Below are 19,350 nucleotides of genomic sequence, written 5' to 3' on the forward strand. Positions count from 1 at the left end.
CTCGTCCGCCTGCCGGTCCGCCTCCGGCGTGGCATCAGGCCTGTGCTCGGGCGTCTGCTCGGTGGTCGGCTCGGGCGTGTGCTCGGGTGCGTGGTCGGTCGCGGACCCGTTCTCAGGCGCGGATGCGGCCTCGGGCGCGGTGCCGGATCCGCGCTCGGGGCCGCGTGCGGGGTCGGCCGCGGGTGGGCTGTACGCCCCGGGTTCGCGGTCGGACTCGGCTCTGGGCTCGGCTGCGGGCCTGGACGGGCCGGCTGCGCCGGGTACGAATGCGGTCGGGTCCACGGGCGCGGGCGCGGCCTCGGTGTCCGGTTCGGGCCCGGGTGTGGGCTCGGGGCGGTCTGTCGCGCCGGGTGTGTGGTCGGGCTCGTGCTCGGCCTCGGGCTCCCCTTCCGTCTCGTGTCCGTGTCCGTGTCCGTGTCCGTGCCCGTGCCCGGGCTCGGGGTCGGCTCCGGTCCCGGGCCCGGAGCCGACCCCGTTCCCCCCGTTCCCCCCGGCTTCGTCCGCCTGGCCCGTCCCGTCGGGGGCGGTGGGGCGGTCCTGGTCCGGTGTCCTGTGCAGGCGAGTGAAGACTGGCACCCGAAGGTCCTCCGTACGAGCCCGGCGCGGCGACTGGTCACCTTCCCGTACGGCCACCCCGTCGGCTCCGTTCAACGTCGGGTTCAACAAAGCGATCTTTGTGACCTACCCTCCGCCCACCGCCGTCAGCAGTGCCAGCGGGGCCGCCGCCGAGCGGGACTCGCGCTCGCAGGCGTGCGGGTAGGGCACCGGTTCGGCGTGGGTGTCGCGGCCGTAGCCGGCGAGTGCCTCCGGCAGCCGGTGGCCGGTCGCGGTGGCCGCGTCCACCAGGGCGTGTGCGACCGTGCGGGCCTCGTCGTGCAGCCCGTAGCGGGCCAGGCCCAGCACGATCAGTGCGTTGTCGTGCGGCCACACCGACCCCCGGTGGTACGACAGCGGGTGGTACGCCGGCTGCCCGGCGGCCAGCGTCCGCACCCCCCACCCGGAGAAGAAGTCCGGCTCCAGCAGCCGCCGGCCCACCGCCTCCCCGTACTCCTTGTCCAGCAGCCCGGACCAGAGCAGATGCCCGGCGTCCGAGGCGAGCGCGTCGACCTGGCGGCCCTCTCCGTCCAGGGCGAGCGCGGGGAAGGAGTGCTCCCGCATCCAGAAGTCCCGCTGGAAGCGGTCACGCAGGTCGGCGGCGGCCTGCTCCAGCAGCGTCGCGTACACCGCGTCCTGCCACACCGTGCGGGCCAGCTGGGCGGTGCGGCGCAGCGCGTCGTACGCATAGCCCTGGGCCCCCGCCGCCATCACCGGGCCGGAGGGGCGGGTGCCGTCGGCCGAGCAGATGGCGCCGGGGGAGTCCTTCCAGTTCTGGTTGGCCAGGCCGCCCCGGTCGGCGCGGTAGACGAGGTAGCCGCGCGAGGTCAGTCCGCCGTGGTCCAGCATCCAGCCGACCGCGGCGCGGGCGTGCGGCTGGAGGCGGCGGGCCGTGTCCGTGTCCCCGGTCTGCTCGACGTACGACCCGAGCAGCACCAGGAACAGCGGGGTGGCGTCCACCGACCCGTAGTAGCGGCCGAAGGGCACCTGCCCGAAGTGGGCCAGCTCGCCGTGGCGCACCTCGTGCACGATCTTGCCGGGCTGGGCCACCGACTCGGCACGCACCCCGGTGGCCTGCGCCGCGGCGAGCGCGAGCAGGGTCGCGGCGGCCGGGCCGGGCCGGTAGGGGAGGGTGAACAGGGAGGTCAGCAGCGAGTCCCGGCCGAGCAGGGCGAGGAACCAGGGTGCCCCGGCGGCGGGGACGCTGAGCTCCTCGCCGTCCGGTCCGCGGGCGGGCACCTGCAGCGCGGCCAGATCGGCGAGGCCCCGTACACAGGCCGCGGCCAGCTCCGGCCAGCCCGTGGGGAAGGCCACACCGTGGGCGAACTCGCTCTCCCGGGCCTGCAGCCGTTCGCGCAGCGCGGCGGGGGAGCGCGGCACCCGCAGGGCCCGCTTCTCGCCGTGCGGCCGGGCCAGTACCCGCAGCGTCAGTTCGGTGGTGCCGTGCGGCGGCAGGTCGAGGGCCCAGACGAGGCGGCGGGCGCCGGTGCCGGTCTCCTCGACCGCGTGGGGGGCGGGTTCGGCGGTCACGGTGGTCGTGGAGCGCCACTCGCCGCGCCGGTAGGCGAACTCCACGCCGTCGTCGAGGATCTGCCGGGAGCGGACGGTGCCGGTCTTGGCGTACGTGCGGTGGTCGGCGCGCAGCTCGAACTGGTCGGCGAAGTCGGCGTCGACGGTGACGGCGAGGTGGACCGTGGTGGCCGCCGGACGGTTGCCGGTGACCCGTAGCGACTCCACGAACGAGCCGTCGCCGACGGCCTGTTCCCGGAAGAGCGTGTATGCGGGCGGTTCCTGCCGGCTGCCGCGCGGGACGAGGACGCAGCGCACCCGGTCCGCGTCGGCGACCGGCGCCAGCGTCTCCGGCACGGCGCCGTCGACGGTGAGCTGCCAGCGGCTCAGATGCCGGCCGTCCCGGACGAACATCCCCTCCGGGGAGCCGCCGTGCCGTACTCCGCTGATGTTCCCGCTGTCGTCGACGGCGGCGAACGTCCCGCCGTGCACGAGCAGATGATGCCGGTCCGTCATGCCCGGTCCCCTCCCCTGATCTCCGTGACCCTCTCGGTGGCCGGTTCCCCGGTCTGCGTGGCGTTCTCGACGGCCGTCTCCGGGGCGCCCGCCGTGCCGTGCGCGGACCCGGACCCGTCGTGCAGCAGGTCCAGTGCGAGCGCGGCGGTCCAGCCGAAGCCGGCCGCTCCGCAGGGCTCTCCGGTGTACGGGTCCACGTACTCGGCGTATCCGGAGGCATCGGCCAGTTCCACCACGGCGGCCCGCAGCGCGTCCGCCCGCGCCCGCTCGCCGTGCGTGCGCAGCCCCCGCTCCAGCAGCCAGCCGGTGTTGAACCAGGCCGGCCCCCGCCAGTACCGGTGCGGGTCGAAGGACTCGCCGAGCAGGTCGTAGCTCGGTACGAGGCGAGTGCCGCCGCCCAGGCCGAAGTGCGGCCCGGTCAGGGTGCGCACCAGCGCTGCGGTGACCTCCCGCGGCAGCGTCGGCAGCAGCAGCGGGACCAGGCCGGAGACGCCGCGCTCGGGGATCAGAGCACCGCCGCGCACGTCGCGGCAGAGGAACATGCCGGCCGCCGGATCCCACAGCCGGTCGATCAGTGCCGCCGTCAGCCGCTCCGCGCGCGCGTGCCGGGCGGTGCCGGTCGCGCCCAGTTCGCCCGCGATCCGGGCCAGGGCCTGTTCGGAGGCGATGAGCAGGGCGTTGAACGCCGGGTCCTCGACGGCGAACGCGCCCGCCCCGTCGGCGTATCCGCCGTCCCGGTAGTCGGCCGCAAGCCGCACGTACCGTCCGTAGTCGAGATCGGTGGGCCGGTCGCCCTCGGCGCCGTGGGTGAGGTCGGCGCGGCGGAAGGAGCGGGCCGGGGCCGGGGTGACCCGGCTCAGCGGGGCGTCCCAGCAGGGGCTGTTGTCCATGCCCTGCTCCCAGGGGTGCACCACGGACGCGAGCGAGCCGCCGCCGAGGTCGCGCCGGTGCAGCAGATAGCGGTGCCAGGCGGCCAGCCGCGGGTACACCCCGGCCAGGAAGCCGCGCGCCCGGGACAGCCCGGGGTCGGCGCGGTGCACCAGCCAGGCCGCCAGCGCGTGCACCGGCGGCTGCACGATCCCGGACGTCTGCACGGTGAGCGGGGCGCCCGCGGCCCGCCCGGCGGTGGAGGAGCGCCAGAAGTCGGGGCTGGGGAAGTACGCGCCGAGCGGGACGGACGGGTTGAAGACGATGTGGGGGATCCGCCCGTCGCGCCACTGGGCGGCCAGCAGCGTCTCCAGCTCGGTCTGGGCCCGTAACGGGGAGAGATGCCTCAGGCCGATGGCGATGAACGCGGAGTCCCAGGACCACTGGTGCGGGTACAGCCCGCGCGAGGGCACCGTGGAACCGCCGGTCCAGTTGTCCGCCAGGACGCGTGCCGCGCGCCCGTGCGGGTGGTCCCACGCCGGGAGCGGCGTCGCGGATCCGGAGGTGAGCCGTTCTGCAGGGGTGGTGGGACGGGTGGTGAGTCGGGCGGTGAGTTGGGTGGTGCGATCCACTCGGGGCTCCCCGAAAGACGTCCGGCCGGAGCTGGTTCGGCCATGACTGACGTAGAGTTACGTCTATTTAACACGCAAAACCCAATATGTAATGCAGACTTGAGAAACACAAGGGGGTGCGCATGGCCGGGCGGAGCGGAACACCGGGCGGGACGCGGAGCGGATCACCGAGCGAGGTTCCCGGCGGATCTCCGACCGGGGAACCGGGCGGGGTGCGGAGCGGCGTACCGGGCGGAGTGCCGGGCCGACCGCCGGGCGGTACGAGGCGCGCGTCGCGGGGCGGGGCGCGGGGCGGGTCCCGTGGCGGGTCGCAGACGAGCGCCGGTGAGCTGCTCGACCTGGTGCGCAGCGGCCGTGCCACCACCCGGGGAGCCCTCCAGCAGGCCACCGGCCTCTCCCGCGCCACCGTCGGCCAGCGCCTGGACCGCCTCTTCCGGGCTGGCTGGCTGCGCGAGGGCGCCGGCGGCCAGGTCGGCTCGCCGCTCGGCGGCCGGCCCTCGATCACCCTGGAGTTCGACGACGCGCACGCGGTCGTCCTCGCCGCCGATCTCGACACCCGGCACGCCCGCGCGGCCGTCCTCTCCCTGGGCGGTGAGATCCTCGCCGAGCACGGCGGCGCCCTGGTCGTGGAGGACGGCCCGGAGCCGGTCCTCGCCGAGCTGGGCCGCTGGTTCGCCGAGCTGCTGACCAAGGCGGGCCGTCCGGCCGCGGAGGTCTGCGGCATCGGCGTCGCGGTGCCGGGGCCGGTCGACAGCGACAGCGGCCGGGTGGTGCAGCCGCCGATCATGCCCGGATGGGACGGCTACGACATCACCGGCCGCCTGGCCCGCGCCTTCGCCGACCACACGGACGCCCGCACGCAGGTGCCGGTCCTCGTCGACAACGACGCCGACGCGATGGCGTACGGCGAGCAGCGCACCGGCCACCCGGACTGCTCCGCCTTCGTACTGATCAAGGTCTCCACCGGCATCGGCGCCGGGGTCGTGGTGGACGGCGCGGTCTACCGGGGCATCGACGGCGGCGCCGGGGACATCGGCCACATCCGGGTCCCCGAGGGCGCGCAGGCGCTGTGCCGCTGCGGCTCCTACGGCTGCCTGGCGGCCGTCGCGAGCGGTGGCGCGGTGGCCCGCCGGCTGGCCGAGGCCGGGGTGCCCGCGGCCTCCGGGGCGGATGTGCGGGACCTGCTGGCGTCGGGGCATCCGCAGGCGGCGGCGCTGGCCCGGGAGGCGGGGCGCAGTGTCGGGGAGGTGCTGGCGACGGTGGTGACGCTGCTGAACCCGGGGGTGCTGATGGTGGCCGGGGACCTGGCGGGCACGCCGTTCCTCACCGGGGTGCGGGAGCTGCTGTACCAGCGGGCGCTGCCGCGTTCCACGGCCCATCTGGAGGTGGTCACCTCGCGGCTGGGGGAGCGGGCCGGGCTGGTCGGCGCGGGGGCGCTGGTGGTGGAGCACCTGTACGCCCCGGAGCGGGCGGAGGAGAGGCTGCGGGCGCTGGGCGTGTGACGGGTGTGTTTCCCCTCGTCGCGCTGTCCGCGCCGCGGTCCGCATGGTGAAATCCGGGCGCCTGTGGCAGCGTGATTCTCGCCACCCTTGATAAGGGCTGTGCTCAGATGAGCGGAATCTGGGCGACTGCACTTCTCCAAGGAGTGGCACTCAGTGCCAGACGCTGATCGTTCATCGAGCAAACTCAAACGTGGCGAAGGCTGCTCATTTGAGCAGCAATGCGAGTCTACGGGAGTTGATTCGTTCAAGAAGTGAAAACATAACCGTCCGGTCGCTTGCCAAGCCTTGACTTTCGATCCGCTGGCGGACGAGTGGTTACAGGCGCATGACGCGCAAGTGGACGTACCCAGGTGCCTTTGATCTGGGTACATTCCTCGCCGTCAGGGCAGCCACCGCGTCCTCGAGGAGTCGAGACCCGTGTCGGAAAACAAAGATCCCCACGTAGCCACGTCGCGCGGGAGCGTTGAGGGCGTGAAGTTCGTTTACGACTTCACCGAGGGCAACAAGGACCTCAAGGACCTCCTCGGCGGCAAGGGTGCCAACCTCGCCGAGATGACCAACCTGGGCCTTCCGGTCCCGCCCGGCTTCACCATCACCACGCAGGCCTGCAAGGTCTACCTGGAGAGCGGCGAGGAGCCGGCGGCGCTGCGTGACGAGGTGAGTGCGCACCTCGCCGCCCTCGAAGAGGCCATGGGCAAGAAGCTCGGCCAGGCCGACGACCCGCTCCTCGTGTCGGTCCGCTCCGGGGCCAAGTTCTCCATGCCGGGCATGATGGACACCGTCCTGAACATCGGCCTCTCCGACAGGTCGGTGCAGGGCCTGGCCAAGCAGGCCGGCGACGACCGCTTCGCCTGGGACTCCTACCGGCGGCTCATCCAGATGTTCGGCAAGACCGTCCTCGGCGTCGACGGCGACCTCTTCGAGGAGGCGCTGGAGAAGGCCAAGGCGGCGAAGAAGGTCGCGGTCGACACGGAGCTGGAGGCCGCGGACCTCAAGAAGCTGGTCACCACCTTCAAGAAGATCGTCAAGAAGGAGGCCGGCCGGGACTTCCCGCAGGACCCGCGCGAGCAGATGGACCTCGCCATCAAGGCGGTCTTCGACTCCTGGAACGGCGAGCGCGCCAAGCTCTACCGCCGCCAGGAGCGCATCCCGCACGACCTGGGCACCGCCGTCAACGTCTGCTCCATGGTCTTCGGCAACCTCGGCCCCGACTCCGGCACCGGCGTCGCCTTCACCCGCGATCCCGCCTCCGGCCACCAGGGCGTCTACGGCGACTACCTGCAGAACGCGCAGGGCGAGGACGTGGTGGCGGGCATCCGCAACACCGTGCCGCTCGCCGAGCTGGAGTCGATCGACAAGAAGTCGTACGACCAGCTGATGCAGATCATGGAGAAGCTGGAGAACCACTACAAGGATCTCTGCGACATCGAGTTCACCATCGAGCGCGGTGTGCTGTGGATGCTGCAGACCCGCGTCGGCAAGCGCACCGCCGGCGCCGCGTTCCGCATCGCCACCCAGCTGGTGGACCAGGGCCTGATCGACGAGGCCGAGGCGCTCACCCGGGTCAACGGCGCCCAGCTCGCCCAGCTGATGTTCCCCCGCTTCGACGAGGACGCCAAGGTCGAGCAGGTCGGCCGGGGCATCGCGGCCTCACCGGGCGCGGCGGTCGGCAAGGCCGTCTTCGACTCGTACACCGCCGTCAAGTGGTCCCGCTCCGGCGAGAAGGTCATCCTGATCCGCCGGGAGACCAACCCCGACGACCTGGACGGCATGATCGCCGCCGAGGGCATCCTCACCTCCCGCGGAGGCAAGACCTCCCACGCGGCCGTGGTCGCCCGCGGTATGGGCAAGACCTGCGTCTGCGGTGCCGAGGAGCTGGAGGTCGACACCAAGCGGCGCCGCATGACCGTCCCCGGCGGGCACATCGTCGAGGAGGGCGACGTGGTCTCCATCGACGGCTCGTCGGGCAAGGTCTACCTGGGCGAGGTCCCGGTGGTCCCCTCCCCGGTGGTCGAGTACTTCGAGGGCCGCATGCACCCGGGCGCCGACGACGCCGACGAACTCGTAGAGGCCGTCCACCGGATGATGGCCTTCGCCGACCGCAAGCGCCGGCTGCGGGTCCGCGCCAACGCCGACAACGCCGAGGACGCGCTGCGCGCCCGCCGCTTCGGCGCCCAGGGCATCGGCCTGTGCCGCACCGAGCACATGTTCCTCGGCGACCGCCGCGAGCTCGTGGAGCGGCTGATCCTGGCCGACACGGAGGCGGAGCGCGAGGAGTCCCTGAAGGAACTCCTCCCCCTCCAGAAGCAGGACTTCGTCCAGCTCTTCGAGTCGATGGACGGCCTCCCGGTCACCATCCGCCTCCTGGACCCCCCGCTGCACGAGTTCCTGCCGGACATCACCGAGCTGTCGGTCCGCGTCGCGCTCGCCGAGTCCCGCCAGGAGCCGCACGAGAACGAACTCCGGCTCCTCCAGGCGGTCCACCGCCTGCACGAGCAGAACCCGATGCTCGGCCTGCGCGGCGTCCGCCTCGGCCTGGTCATCCCCGGCCTGTTCACCATGCAGGTCCGCGCCATCGCGGAGGCGGCGGCCGAGCGCAAGGCGGCCAAGGGCGACCCGCGCGCCGAGATCATGATCCCGCTGGTCGGCACGGTCCAGGAGCTGGAACTGGTCCGCGACGAGGCCGACCAGGTCATCACAGAGGTCGAGGCCGCCTCGGGCACGCAGCTGAAGCTGTCCATCGGCACCATGATCGAGCTGCCCCGCGCCGCGCTGACCGCCGCTCAGATCGCCGAGGCCGCGGAGTTCTTCTCCTTCGGTACCAACGACCTCACCCAGACGGTCTGGGGCTTCTCCCGCGACGACGTGGAGGCCTCGTTCTTCACGGCCTACCTGGAGAAGGGCATCTTCGGCGTCAGCCCGTTCGAGACGATCGACAAGGACGGCGTGGGCTCCCTGGTCGCCGCCGCCGCGAAGGCCGGCCGCGAGACCCGCCCCGACCTCAAACTCGGCGTCTGCGGCGAGCACGGCGGCGACCCGGAGTCCGTCCACTTCTTCCACGAGGTGGGCCTGGACTACGTCTCCTGCTCCCCGTTCCGCATCCCGGTCGCCCGCCTGGAGGCGGGCCGCGCCGCGGTCACGTCGCAGGGCAGCGACCACCGCTGAGCCCCTCTGCGGGGCCACCGAACCCCGGAGCCGTCGTCTGTCACCCGACCACCCTCACCGATCGGCGGCGGCTCCGGACCACGAAGAGAGGGCGGCACCCGTGCGGGGGTGCCGCCCTCTTCGGCGTGCTCTGCTGAGCTACGTCAAGTGGTTCAGGGCGGATCGCCGTCGCGGTCTGGGTGAGCGCTCTGCCCCGGCTCCAGCGCGGCGAGCCCTGGTACGACATCGGTGTCGACGACCCGCACTGCCTCCGGCGGCGCTACCTCGAACCGGCCGGGCGCTGACGGCACAGGTATTCGCGAGACCAGCACGCACGGCCGGAGGTCTCGCCCGTTCGAGAGAACAGGCGGCTCGTCACTTCGGCCGGTATGGCTGACGACTGGCGGGCCCCAGGCGGAGGCCAGCCCAGAGAGGTACCAGCTCGGCGACACCGTCGACATCAGCGCCGGCGGCAACGACTTCTCGGCGGCTGCACTCGCGTTCGAAGACAAGGGCATCACCGGTGGACCGGGGCTGCTGTCCGAGGGACAGAAGTGGGCCGTCGTCGAGGTGAAGGTGTGCAACAAGGGCGACGAGGCGATTCAGGTGGGTCCGTTCGTGTGGACGTTGGCGTATGCGGACGGAGCGCGGATGGAGCCGACCCACACCAGCGGGGGCGCGCTGCCTCAGCCGCTCTATCCGCTGGAGGCGAAGGTGCGGGGCGGTGACTGCGTCCGGGGGAAGGTCACGTTCCAGGTGCCGGAGCAGGGACGGGCGGAACGGGTGCTGTACTCGCCGACGGATCTGGATGAGCCGGTGGAGTGGGCCGTGCCGAAGGCCTAGCCGGAAATAGCCCCCAGAGACGGCGTGACGGCCGTCCCGGGGGCTCCAGTGTGTCCAGGCTCAGTCCTCGAGCGGCTCGGCTCCGTGCGCCCGGGCGATGGCGTCAATACGCTCCGCCAGATCGAAGTCCGCCCCGGTCAGCTTGTGCCCTGCATCGTGCGTAGTGACGGCGAACCGAATCCGACCCCACCGCAGGTCGATGTCCGCGTGGTGGCCCACCAGCCGCTCGACATCGGCCACGTGCACGATCATCGCCACACCTCCGTGGTAGCGGATCCCGTAGGTGCGGGTGATCTCATCGCCCTCACGCTTCCAGCCGCGCACCTTCTGGAGCGCAGCTCCGATCTGCTCCTCGGTCAGCGGCACCGCTGCCTCTGCCACGCTCAGCTCCCCTCGATCACGGACGCCAGGACCTCGGCGAGGCCCCGGCAGACCGGGGCATCCTGCCACGGCCGCATCGCACGCTGCAGGGTGGCCAACTCCCGGTGCATACGCGCCGACCGGGTCTCCACAGCAATGGCCGCCACCCCGCGCGCAATCTCCAGCGCCTGCTCCGGCTCACCCGCCCCGGCCGCCGCAGACGCGTGCCGCGCCAGGTACACCCCGCGATCGCGGCGCGCCGTGTCCGGCACCACCTCGAGGACCTGCGACCACAAAGACACCGCCTCCGGTCCCAGGCCGAGCCGGCCGTAGCAGGTGGCCCGCTGCACCTCCAGATAGCCCGGAGTACGCCGACAGGCGTTCCCCCACGGCAGATCGTCGTCGACATGGGCCAGCAGCCGGTCCGCCTCGTCGATCAGTCGGTCCACCGCGCTGCGGTCCAGGGTGAGGCTCGCCCCGTGCGCCTGCTGCTGCATCGCCATGATGCGCACCTTCGGCGCCAGACGACGGGAGTCGTCAAGGGCCGCCTCGCACAAGTCGATGACCGCGTACCCGTCGCCCAGGTCGGTACGCACCTGTGCCTGGTTGACCAGGCTGTAGCCGATCAGGTGCGCATCCCGGGACCGCATCGCGATCTCCTGCGTGACACCGCGCCAGAACGCCGCGGCCTCCATGTCGCCGGCGTCCTGGTACAGCCAGCCCACCAGGGCGGCATAGGCGGCACCGACCCGAAGCAGCCCTCTGCGGGTCTCGCCCTTCGCCGACCGCACCAGCTTGTCGATGAGCTGGTACTGCGCGGACACGGTGCCGATCAGGTCGTGCGGGCCGAGGAACATGTCCGCCCGGTAGTGCCCTTCGAGCTGCGCCTGGAAGTAGTCGATCAGGGCGGGGTCTACGTGCTGCGGGACGGTGGGTCCGGCGACGAGCGCGGCGGCGGTGGCGGAGACGAACGCGCGGCGTTTCACATCGGCCCCTTCGCGGTGCTCGGGGCGGATCCATCCCGGGGGCGTGGTGAATCCGAGGTCCTCGGGCCAGCGGCCCAGAGCGTCGTGCAGGACGATCGCCGTCTCCCCCGCGGGCCAGCCAGGGCGTTCGCCTTCCCAGCGGCGCCAGGTGCGCGGTGACACGTTGAACTGGCGGTCGTCGAGGAGCTGCTGCCCGTGCCCGGTGAGCCCGGCCGCGGCCTGCTCGACGGTGCGCCAGCCGACGCGCAGCCGCGCGGCTCTGAGTGCGTCGTTCCGGCTCATTCGCCCAGTCTGAGGTGTCATAGGGCTCGTTCCCGCCTGTGGCCGCCACGTGGCCGCGAGTGGCCGCGAGTGGCCGCGCCACGGCCTGTCCGCGTCTTGGCGTGCACGCCCATCATCGCGGTGTGACTACGAGACGTACACCGAACGCGACAGAAGACGCAGCGGTGACACAGCACGACCAGCGACCGCTGGACATCGACACGATGCGGACCAGCGCACACCGCCTGCTCGCCGGGGACGCCGAACCCCCGACGCCGGACGAGCTGGAGACCCTCACCCTCCAGCTGCGCGGGCACATCATGCTCGCCATCCCCGAGATCGCGATGGCCGCCGCCCGGCTGCCTGACGACGACGTGCCCCGGGTGTGTGCGCTGGCCTCCATCGCAGAGGCCCGGATGCGGCTGAGCATCGAAGCGCACTCTTCGCTGCCCGCCGGGATCGCGCACGCCCAACGCCTCGCCCGCTCCGTGAACGCCCTCGCCGACCACTACGAGAACCTCGGCGCGCCTCACCCCGCACGGCCCGACGAGACACCGGAGCATGCGGCATACCGGCGCATGCTGGAGCACGGCTCAGCATGCCCGTTGTGCAGGGGTGTGAACGAGGCAGGGCAGAACACCACGGCCTCCTGCGAAATCGCAGGCAGGCTGTACGAGTCGTACCGGAACGCGCACCGCGATTCCGTCGCCACGCGCTGACCGGCCCGTGGCCCGGGCGCCGGCCTCGGATCAGGGTGTTCACCTGCTGTGCCAGTTTCGTCGGCGTCTCTCTGTGCTGGGTTCACCCTTGCGGTGTCCGTGGCGCGGGTCCAGTGCGCTTCTGATGGCTCTTGGTCGGCCGCCGGGGCGCGATCACCGACGCTGCGCGGACACCGTGTGAGGCACCGATGCTCTCTCCTGGCACGTCCGCGAGCCGCGCTCGACGCCGACCGGCGCCGCACGGGGATGCTCGACTCCGGCCTCGCGCTGCACACGCCCGAGGAGGTCGGTGCCGTGCTGTGCGGCTGATTCCGGCCCGGCGGCACGGGCGTTCTCAGGCGGCCAGTGCCGCGGGCTCACCCAGATGTGCGGCGGCGGTCCTCCACGCCGCGGTGACGGCGAGATGGGCCCGGGCCGTGACCGCGGGTCCGTCGCCCTCCAACCGCAGCGGGGACCCGACGTGGACGTGCAGGCGCGGGCGGCGCAGCGGGGCGGTGGCCAGGCCCGCGAGCTGCTTGGCTCGCGACCCGGAGGTGATGCGGCGAGCGCCGGCCTGGCCGACCGGGATGACGGGTGCGCCGGTGCGCTGCGCGAGCCGGGCGAGCCCGTGCCGGAAGGCGCCCGGCGCGGCTTCGGTCGCGTCCTTGCGGGCCGGGAGTCCGCCCTCGGCGTAGATGAGGAGGTGCCGGCCCTGTTCCAGCGCCTCGTGGGCGAGGTCGAGGGCCTGGGGTGCGCGGGGGTCGCCGCGGTGGACGGGGATGTGGCCTTCACGAGAGAGGGCACGGCCGAGCAGGGGCACGCGCCAGAGTCCGGCGGTCGCCATGATGACGGGCCGGACACCGAGGCGCTGCAGTCCGGCCAGGACGACGGCGGGATCGGCGAGCGAGCTGTGGTTGGCGGCGATGATGCCGGGCGGGAGGAGGCCGGTGCCCTCGTCGGCGGTGACCGTCAGCCGTCCGACGGCGGGGACCAGACGATCGGCGAGGCGGCTGAGCATGCGGGTTCTCCAGTTCGGTCGGGACGGTCCTCATCGTCGCCGACCGGTCCGCGGTGCGCCTGAGCACGCGTACTCATCCCTCGTGCGTACCGGTGCGCGGGCGCCGGGCAGGACGCCTGCGGCCTATCCCGGCAACAGGGTTCCCATCCACTCCTCCACGGCCTCCGGTGTCCGTGGCAGTGCGGAGGACATCAGGTGGGCGCCTTCCGCGGTGACCAGGAGGTCGTCCTCGATGCGGATGCCGATGCCGCGGAGCTCCTGGGGGAGGGTCAGGTCGTCGGGCTGGAGGTACAGGCCCGGCTCGACCGTCAGGACCTGGCCCGCCTCCAGGACGCCGTCCAGGTACGTCCGTGCCCGCGCCTGGGCGCAGTCGTGGACGTCCAGGCCCAGCATGTGGCCGCTGGAGCAGAGCGTGTAGCGGCGGTGCAGGTCGCCTTCCGCGTCCTTCAGCACGCCCCACTCGGCCAGGCCCTCCGCGATCACCCGCATCGCCGCCTCGTGGAAGTCGCGGAACCTCGCGCCGGGCCGCACCGCGGCGATGCCCGCCTCCTGGGCGGCGAGGACCAGGTCGTAGACCTGGCGCTGTACGGGGGAGAAGCGGCCGGAGAGCGGCAGGGTGCGGGTGATGTCGGCGGTGTAGAGGGTGTCGGTCTCCACGCCGGCGTCGAGCAGCAGCAGGTCGGAGGGGTCCAGCGGGCCGTCGTTGCGGGTCCAGTGCAGGACGCAGGCGTGGGCGCCGGAGGCGGCGATCGTCTCGTAGCCGAGGCCGTTGCCCTCCGCGCGGGCGCGCAGCCCGAACACGCCCTCGATCCAGCGCTCCCCGCGCGGGTGGGCGAGGGCCTGCGGGAGGGACCGTACGGCGTCCTCGAAGCCGGTCGTCGTGTGGTCGACGGCGAGTCGGAGCTGCTCCACCTCCCAGGCGTCCTTCACCAGGCGCAGCTCTGAGAGGGCCGCCGCCAGCTGCGGGTCCGTGCCCGGCTCGCGGCCCGGGGGCAGGGCGCCGCCCAGCTCGGCCAGGCGGGCGCAGCGGATCCCGGTCAGCCGCTCGGCCTCGGCGAGGTCGGGGCGGCGGCCGACCCAGAACTCGCCGTAGCGGCGGTCCCGGTAGAAGGCGTCGTTCCAGCCGCCGTCGCCGTCGCCGTCGGCCGTACGGGGGGAGCGGGGGCGGAGGTACAGCACCGCCTCGTGGCTGTGCGGGCCCGACGGCTCCAGCACCAGCACGTGCCCCGCCTGGTCCTCGCCGGTCAGTCCGGTCAGCCAGGCGTACCCGCTGTACGGGCGGAAGCGGTGGTCGACGTCGTTGGAACGGGTCCTCAACTCCCCGGCGGGGATGACGAGACGGTCGCCGGGGAACCGCGCCGACAGCCTCGCGCGGCGGGCCGGGGTGACCGCACGGGCCGGGACGCGGCGCTCCTCGGAGAGCGGGGTGGGCTCCCATCGCTCCGTCATGAACCGGGCCAGGTCGGTGGAGACGGACAGGTCGTGGCTGCCGGTGCGGCGGCGGTCGGCGGTGCTGTCGGTCATCGCGGGCTCCAGGGAATCGCGCTGAGGGGTTGTCAGTGCAATGTCACATTACTATGTTACGGGTCACATTGCAGTGGCGTGGACGCGTCAATACTCCCGTTCTCCTCAGGGACGATCCGGCGTCAGCTCGTCACCGCCATGCGGACGTCCGCGCCTCGGGAGGGGGCGGGGGCGACTCCCCACATCACCTCCCACTCACCCCACAGGAGCCGAAAGGTGTCCCAGAAACCGAGCGAACACCGCATGTCCCCGCGCCCGTTCCGCCCCAGATCCCTCCGCGTCGCCCTGCTCGCCGGGGCCCTCTCCACGGCGCTCTCCACGGCGCTGCTGGGCACCGCCGCGGGCGGCACGGCACACGGTTCGCCCTCCCGGGCCGCCGCCTCCGCCGCCTCCGCGGCCTCCACCTCCGCCTCCGCGGTCTCCACCCCCTCCACCGTCCCCACCGGGACGGCCGGTGCCACCGGGCCCGCCGCCTCCGGCGGTTCCGACCCGCACGACGAGGTGCTCCACCTCGGCAAGGCGCCCCAGCCGGTGTCCGTCAGCCGGACGTCCCCCGGCGACGGCGCCCTCGCCGACGGCCGGGTCCCCGGCCGGCACACCGGCGGCGAAGTCAGCGGCACCGCCGCGATTTCCCCGCACACCGCGGCCGCCACGGCCGTCCTCACCTCCGCCGACGTCCCCTGCACCCTCGACGGCGTCACCGGCCTCGCCCCCGAGGCCTTCGCGGACTTCCTCGGCGACCCGTCCGTCACCCTCGACTGCGTCGACCGCATCGTCTGGACCTGGGACGCCCGCCTCGCGCCCGTCATGTCGGACGGGCACGTCCAGGCCGTGTCCCACCGGGCCAGGGCCCTCGCCGCCGGACACGACGGCCGGAACGGCAGCAACCTGCTGGAGATGTTCACGTATCTCCACGCCGTCGCCTACCACGACTTCGCGCGCGACGAGATCGACGTCACCGATCCCCCGACCACCGAGGCGATGCGGCGCGCCATCCACTACTTCGGCACCGCGTCCCGCACCTTCGACGCCACCGGCACCAACGCCCGGACCCTGCGCGAGGCGCTCTACGCCGGCAGCGCGCCGGGCCTGCGCCACTCGCAGCTCGGCCTGATCCGCAAGGTGCTGGCCACCATGGACCAGTACCACCCCGAGACCAACCAGGACCCCGACTGGGGCGGCGCCGCCCTGGCCGCACTCTCCGTCAACTACCTCGGTATCTACCCGGGCAACGACGACCGTGCCTTCCGCGCCCTCGCCGCCCGCGACACCGCCTACCGGGAGAGCTTCCGGAAGTTCGCGCAGCACACCCACCTGCAGGGCACGCGCAACGAGTGGACCGTGCGTGACGCGCTCTCCGAGTACGCACGCTTCGGGCAGATCGACTCCCTCCGGGACGGGATCGTCACCGACCTCGGCGCCCTGCTCGCCCCGGTCGTCGCCGACTGGGGCAAGGGCAGCGAGCCCTGGGCCAAGATCGCGTCCTGGCTCAACCACTACGACGCGTGCGAACCGTACGGCGTCTGCCGGGACGACATCGAGCGGGAGCTGTTCCCGCACACCTACACCTACGACAACGGCGACCTGAAGGTCCGCACCGGGCTCGACCGCGCCACCGTCGACCAGCTGTACTACGCGAGCAAGCAGGTCGAGGCGCAGTTCCACCGCGTCCTCGGCACCGAGGAGCCGCTGGCCGGCGACCCCAACAGCACGCTGAACACCGTGCTGTACGCCTCCCGCGCCGACTACGAGACGTACCACCCGCTGCTGACCGGGATGGGCACCGACAACGGCGGCATCTACATCGAGCGCGGCGCCACCTTCTACACCTACCAGCGGCGCGTCCCGCAGGACTCGCGGCTGACCCTGGAGGAGCTGTTCCGCCACGAGTACGTGCACTACCTCAACGGCCGCTGGGCGGTGCACGGCTTCTTCGGCGAGGGCCCCTGGTACCAGAACGATCGCACCACCGCCATGGACGAGGGCACGGCCGAGTTCTTCGACGGCGCCACCCGCGACGACGGTGTCGCCGTCCGCAGGTCCCTGGTGCAGTCGATCATCGACGACACGGCCGGCGGCGGCCCGCGGATGACGGTCGACGAGATCCTGCACGCCACGTACGAGGGCGACGGCTTCCGCTTCTACAGCTACGCGGGCACCTTCTTCGAGTATCTGTGGACCGAGCGGCCCGGGGTCCTGAAGGAGATGTACCGGCACCTGCGGGCCGACGACCCGGCCGCCTTCGACGCCTGGCGCGGCCGGCTCGGCCGGGACCCGGCGGTCCAGCGCGAGTACGACGCCTTCCTCGACCGGCAGATCCCGCGGGTGGACGAACTCTTCGTCCCGGACACGAAGTACACCCCGAACGAGGCCCTGCGCGAGACCACGTCCGGCGCCGTGCGCTCGGCCTTCGCCGACGCCACGTACAGCACCCCCGAGTGCACGGCCAACGGCGACAGCGCAATGCCTCGATTCGTGTGCACCGGCCGCATCACGGCGCGCCTGACCCGGGCGGGCGACCCGGACCAGGTCTTCCAGGACATGTCCGAGACCGTGGACTACTTCCTCCTCGACCGGGCGGGCCCCGCGTCCCCGAACCTCGCGGACATGAACTGCTCGTTCGGTGAGGTGGAGATCTGGTCCGACCGCACGGCCGGCACCGCCCCGTACACCTGCGACGGCCCGCTCAGGCGGTGAACCGGGCCATGACCGGTCGGAGCAGGTGAACCGGGACCGGCCGATCACGGGCGCTCGACCGGGACCGGCCGATCGCGGGCGGTCCCGCCGTCGCACCCGGCGGGACCGTCCGTACTGTGCCGCCCGGCGCCCTCTTCCCTCTCGGGTGTCCTTACGCTGAGGTGCTGCGCATCGCAGCGGAGCAGAGGCAGAGAACGAGAGGCGGGCCATGGGTGGCCATCTGAAGCAGTCGAACCTCATCACCGCGCAGGAGCGCCTGCGCGACCAGGTCGCCCATGCCCTGCGCGCCGCCCTGATCTCCGGGGAACTCCAGCCCGGCCGGGTCTACTCGGCGCCGGCCCTCGCCGCCGACTTCGGCATCTCCGCCACCCCGGTCCGGGAGGCCATGCTGGACCTGGTCCGCGAGGGCCTGGTCGAACCTGTGCGGAACAAGGGCTTCCGGGTCACCGAGGTCAGCGAACGGGACCTCGACCAGTACACCGAGCTGCGTGCCCTGATCGAGGTCCCGACCGTCGGCGCGGTCACCCGCTCCGCCCGCCGCGAGGAACTGGAGGCGCTGCGCCCGGTGGCCGAGGAGATCGTCACCTCGGCCCGCGGGCACGACCTGATCGGCTACCTGGACGCCGACCGGCGCTTCCACCTCTCGCTGCTCGCCCTGCACGGCAGCGAACGGCTCGTCGAGACCGTGGGCGACCTGCGCAAACGGTCCCGCCTGTACGGGCTGACGGCACTGGACGAGCGCGGCAGGCTGGTGGCCTCCGCCGAGGAGCACCTGGAACTGCTGGACCTGATGCTGGCCGGTGACGCCCCGGCCGCCGAGGCCTGTATGTCCCGCCACCTCGGCCATGTGCGGTCCCTGTGGGCGGCCGACGACACCACGCCCGCGACCACCCCGGCGACCCCCGCGACCGCACCGGCAGCTACGACCGGAACGGGCCCGTCACCTCGTAGGTGATCCCGCCCGAGGAACTGCCGCTGGTGCCGCGCTGGCTGGAGAAGTACAGCCGGCTGCCGTCGGGGGAGAACGCCGGGCCCGTGATCTCCGAGCCGGACTGGCCGTCGATGCGCAGGAAGGGGGCCACCACGTCGTCGGGCGTGATGATGCAGATCTCCATGTTGCCGCCGTCCTCGGCCACGAACAGGTCGCCGGAGGAGGACCCGGTGACGTTGTCGACGCCGGTGAGCGGCGCCGAGCCGCCGGTCACCAGGGAGTCGTCGTAGGCCAGCTCGTAGGTGCCGGCGGTCAGGTCGACCTGCCAGACACGGTTGTCGCCCTTCGTGGTGAACCACACCGTGTCGTCGGCGTAGTGGCAGCCCTCGCCGCCGTTGAAGGACTTCGAGCCGGAGACCTGACTGCGCGTGCTGCGCGGCGAGCCGTCCGGGTCGGGCACGTCGGCCCAGCCGAAGGAACCGGACGTACCGGAGCCCGCGACCATGACCTGCAGGGTGCCGGAGGACAGGTCGCCCCAGGCCGCCGGGACGAACCGGTAGAAGCGGCCGTTCGACTCGTCCTCGGTCAGATAGATCACCTCGCGCACCGGGTCGGCGGCGGCCGCCTCGTGCTTGAAGCGGCCCATCGCCGGGCGGCGCACGGCCGCGGCCACGCCCCACGGGTCGGTCTCGTAGACGTAGCCGCGGGAGACCTCCTCGCAGGACAGCCAGGTGTTCCACGGCGTACTGCCGCCCGCGCAGTTCTGCCGGGTGCCGGACAGGATGCGGTACGCCGCGGTCACCGTGCCCGTCGAGGAGAACCTCACGGCGCTCGCGCCGCCCGACGGGTTGATCTCCGAGTTGGACACATAGATCCAGCCCGGCCCGTCGGCGTAGCAGGCGCCGCCGTCCGGCGCGTTGTGCCAGGTGTAGGACGTGCCGGGTACCGTCCGGCCGGACCGGGCGATCACCCGGCTGGAGAAACCGGACGGGAGCCGGATGCCGTTGGCGTCGGGCGAGCCCAGCGGCCCGTACGGGCCGGGGCCGGGCTGGGCGGGGGCGGCGTACGCGGCGCCGCGCCACAGGGTTCCGCCCAGCGCGGCGGAGGAACCGCCGAGGGCGACCGCACGCAGGAGGGTACGACGTTCCACTCTCACTCCAGAGGTGCCGTGACCGCCCCGCCGCCGGTCGGCGGCGGGGTCGCGCGGTCAGGGACCCTAGGGGAGCGCGGTGGACACGGCATGGACACGCCGTGACCGGTCTCCGTAC

At 72.7% G+C, this 19,350-nt stretch carries 13 protein-coding genes; 6 read left to right on the plus strand and 7 right to left on the minus strand.

Features of this window, described 5'->3' with window-relative positions:
* Window positions 1-681: 681 nt before the first annotated feature.
* Window positions 682-2,619, minus strand: a complete 1,938-nt coding sequence (locus V5O46_RS19015) for an amylo-alpha-1,6-glucosidase (protein ID WP_332885821.1) — start codon at window positions 2,617-2,619, stop codon at window positions 682-684.
* The gene (locus V5O46_RS19020) at window positions 2,616-4,118 is read right to left on the minus strand and encodes an MGH1-like glycoside hydrolase domain-containing protein (RefSeq protein ID WP_332885822.1); all 1,503 of its coding nucleotides are present in this window, start codon (window positions 4,116-4,118) and stop codon (window positions 2,616-2,618) included. Before V5O46_RS19020 ends, V5O46_RS19015 begins: the two co-directional genes overlap by 4 nt.
* 341 nt (window positions 4,119-4,459) lie before the next feature.
* Between V5O46_RS19020 and V5O46_RS19025 the strand changes: the two genes are divergently transcribed.
* From V5O46_RS19025 to V5O46_RS19035, 3 genes are all read left to right on the plus strand, one after another.
* Window positions 4,460-5,620, plus strand: coding sequence for an ROK family protein (locus tag V5O46_RS19025; protein WP_332885823.1), 1,161 nt, complete (start codon window positions 4,460-4,462; stop codon window positions 5,618-5,620).
* A 417-nt stretch (window positions 5,621-6,037) separates the two neighbouring features.
* Window positions 6,038-8,785, plus strand: coding sequence for a pyruvate, phosphate dikinase (gene ppdK, locus V5O46_RS19030; RefSeq protein WP_332885824.1), 2,748 nt, complete (start codon window positions 6,038-6,040; stop codon window positions 8,783-8,785).
* A 228-nt stretch (window positions 8,786-9,013) separates the two neighbouring features.
* Window positions 9,014-9,607, plus strand: a complete 594-nt coding sequence (locus V5O46_RS19035) for a DUF4352 domain-containing protein (protein ID WP_332885825.1) — start codon at window positions 9,014-9,016, stop codon at window positions 9,605-9,607.
* A gap of 60 nt (window positions 9,608-9,667) precedes the next feature.
* Here the strand turns inward: V5O46_RS19035 and V5O46_RS19040 are convergent, their stop codons facing one another.
* Window positions 9,668-9,988 carry a 4a-hydroxytetrahydrobiopterin dehydratase gene (locus V5O46_RS19040; protein ID WP_332885826.1) on the minus strand — a complete coding sequence of 107 codons (321 nt, stop codon included), beginning with the start codon at window positions 9,986-9,988 and terminating at the stop codon, window positions 9,668-9,670.
* A gap of 2 nt (window positions 9,989-9,990) precedes the next feature.
* A complete protein-coding gene (locus V5O46_RS19045) occupies window positions 9,991-11,235 on the minus strand; it encodes a Twin-arginine translocation pathway signal (RefSeq protein ID WP_332885827.1) in 1,245 nt (414 codons plus the stop codon).
* Window positions 11,236-11,399: 164 nt separating this feature from the next.
* On the opposite strand from V5O46_RS19045, the gene V5O46_RS19050 reads away from it, so the two are divergent.
* Window positions 11,400-11,933: a DUF6415 family natural product biosynthesis protein gene (locus V5O46_RS19050; protein WP_332885828.1), complete on the plus strand. Its 534-nt coding sequence runs from the start codon at window positions 11,400-11,402 to the stop codon at window positions 11,931-11,933.
* A 334-nt stretch (window positions 11,934-12,267) separates the two neighbouring features.
* On the opposite strand, the gene V5O46_RS19055 is transcribed toward V5O46_RS19050, so the two are convergent.
* Together V5O46_RS19055 and V5O46_RS19060 are read right to left on the minus strand one after the other, a co-directional pair.
* Window positions 12,268-12,930, minus strand: a complete 663-nt coding sequence (locus tag V5O46_RS19055; protein WP_332885829.1) for a lysophospholipid acyltransferase family protein — start codon at window positions 12,928-12,930, stop codon at window positions 12,268-12,270.
* Window positions 12,931-13,053: 123 nt separating this feature from the next.
* Window positions 13,054-14,454 (minus strand): aminopeptidase P family protein, encoded by a 1,401-nt coding sequence (locus V5O46_RS19060; RefSeq protein WP_332885830.1) that lies wholly within the window; start codon window positions 14,452-14,454, stop codon window positions 13,054-13,056.
* Window positions 14,455-14,697: 243 nt separating this feature from the next.
* Between V5O46_RS19060 and V5O46_RS19065 the strand changes: the two genes are divergently transcribed.
* Both V5O46_RS19065 and V5O46_RS19070 read left to right on the plus strand, forming a co-directional pair.
* Complete coding sequence (locus V5O46_RS19065) at window positions 14,698-17,151, plus strand: collagenase (RefSeq protein WP_332885877.1); 2,454 nt, start codon at window positions 14,698-14,700, stop codon at window positions 17,149-17,151.
* Window positions 17,152-17,359: 208 nt separating this feature from the next.
* Window positions 17,360-18,106 (plus strand): GntR family transcriptional regulator, encoded by a 747-nt coding sequence (locus V5O46_RS19070; RefSeq protein ID WP_332885831.1) that lies wholly within the window; start codon window positions 17,360-17,362, stop codon window positions 18,104-18,106.
* On the opposite strand, the gene V5O46_RS19075 is transcribed toward V5O46_RS19070, so the two are convergent.
* Window positions 18,072-19,232, minus strand: a complete 1,161-nt coding sequence (locus V5O46_RS19075) for an alkaline phosphatase PhoX (RefSeq protein ID WP_332885832.1) — start codon at window positions 19,230-19,232, stop codon at window positions 18,072-18,074. The two genes, V5O46_RS19070 and V5O46_RS19075, sit on opposite strands and share 35 nt — an antisense overlap.
* Between the last annotated feature and the right edge of the window lie 118 nt (window positions 19,233-19,350).

Source organism: Streptomyces poriticola (genome assembly GCF_036689765.1).
Classification (GTDB): domain Bacteria; phylum Actinomycetota; class Actinomycetes; order Streptomycetales; family Streptomycetaceae; genus Streptomyces; species Streptomyces poriticola.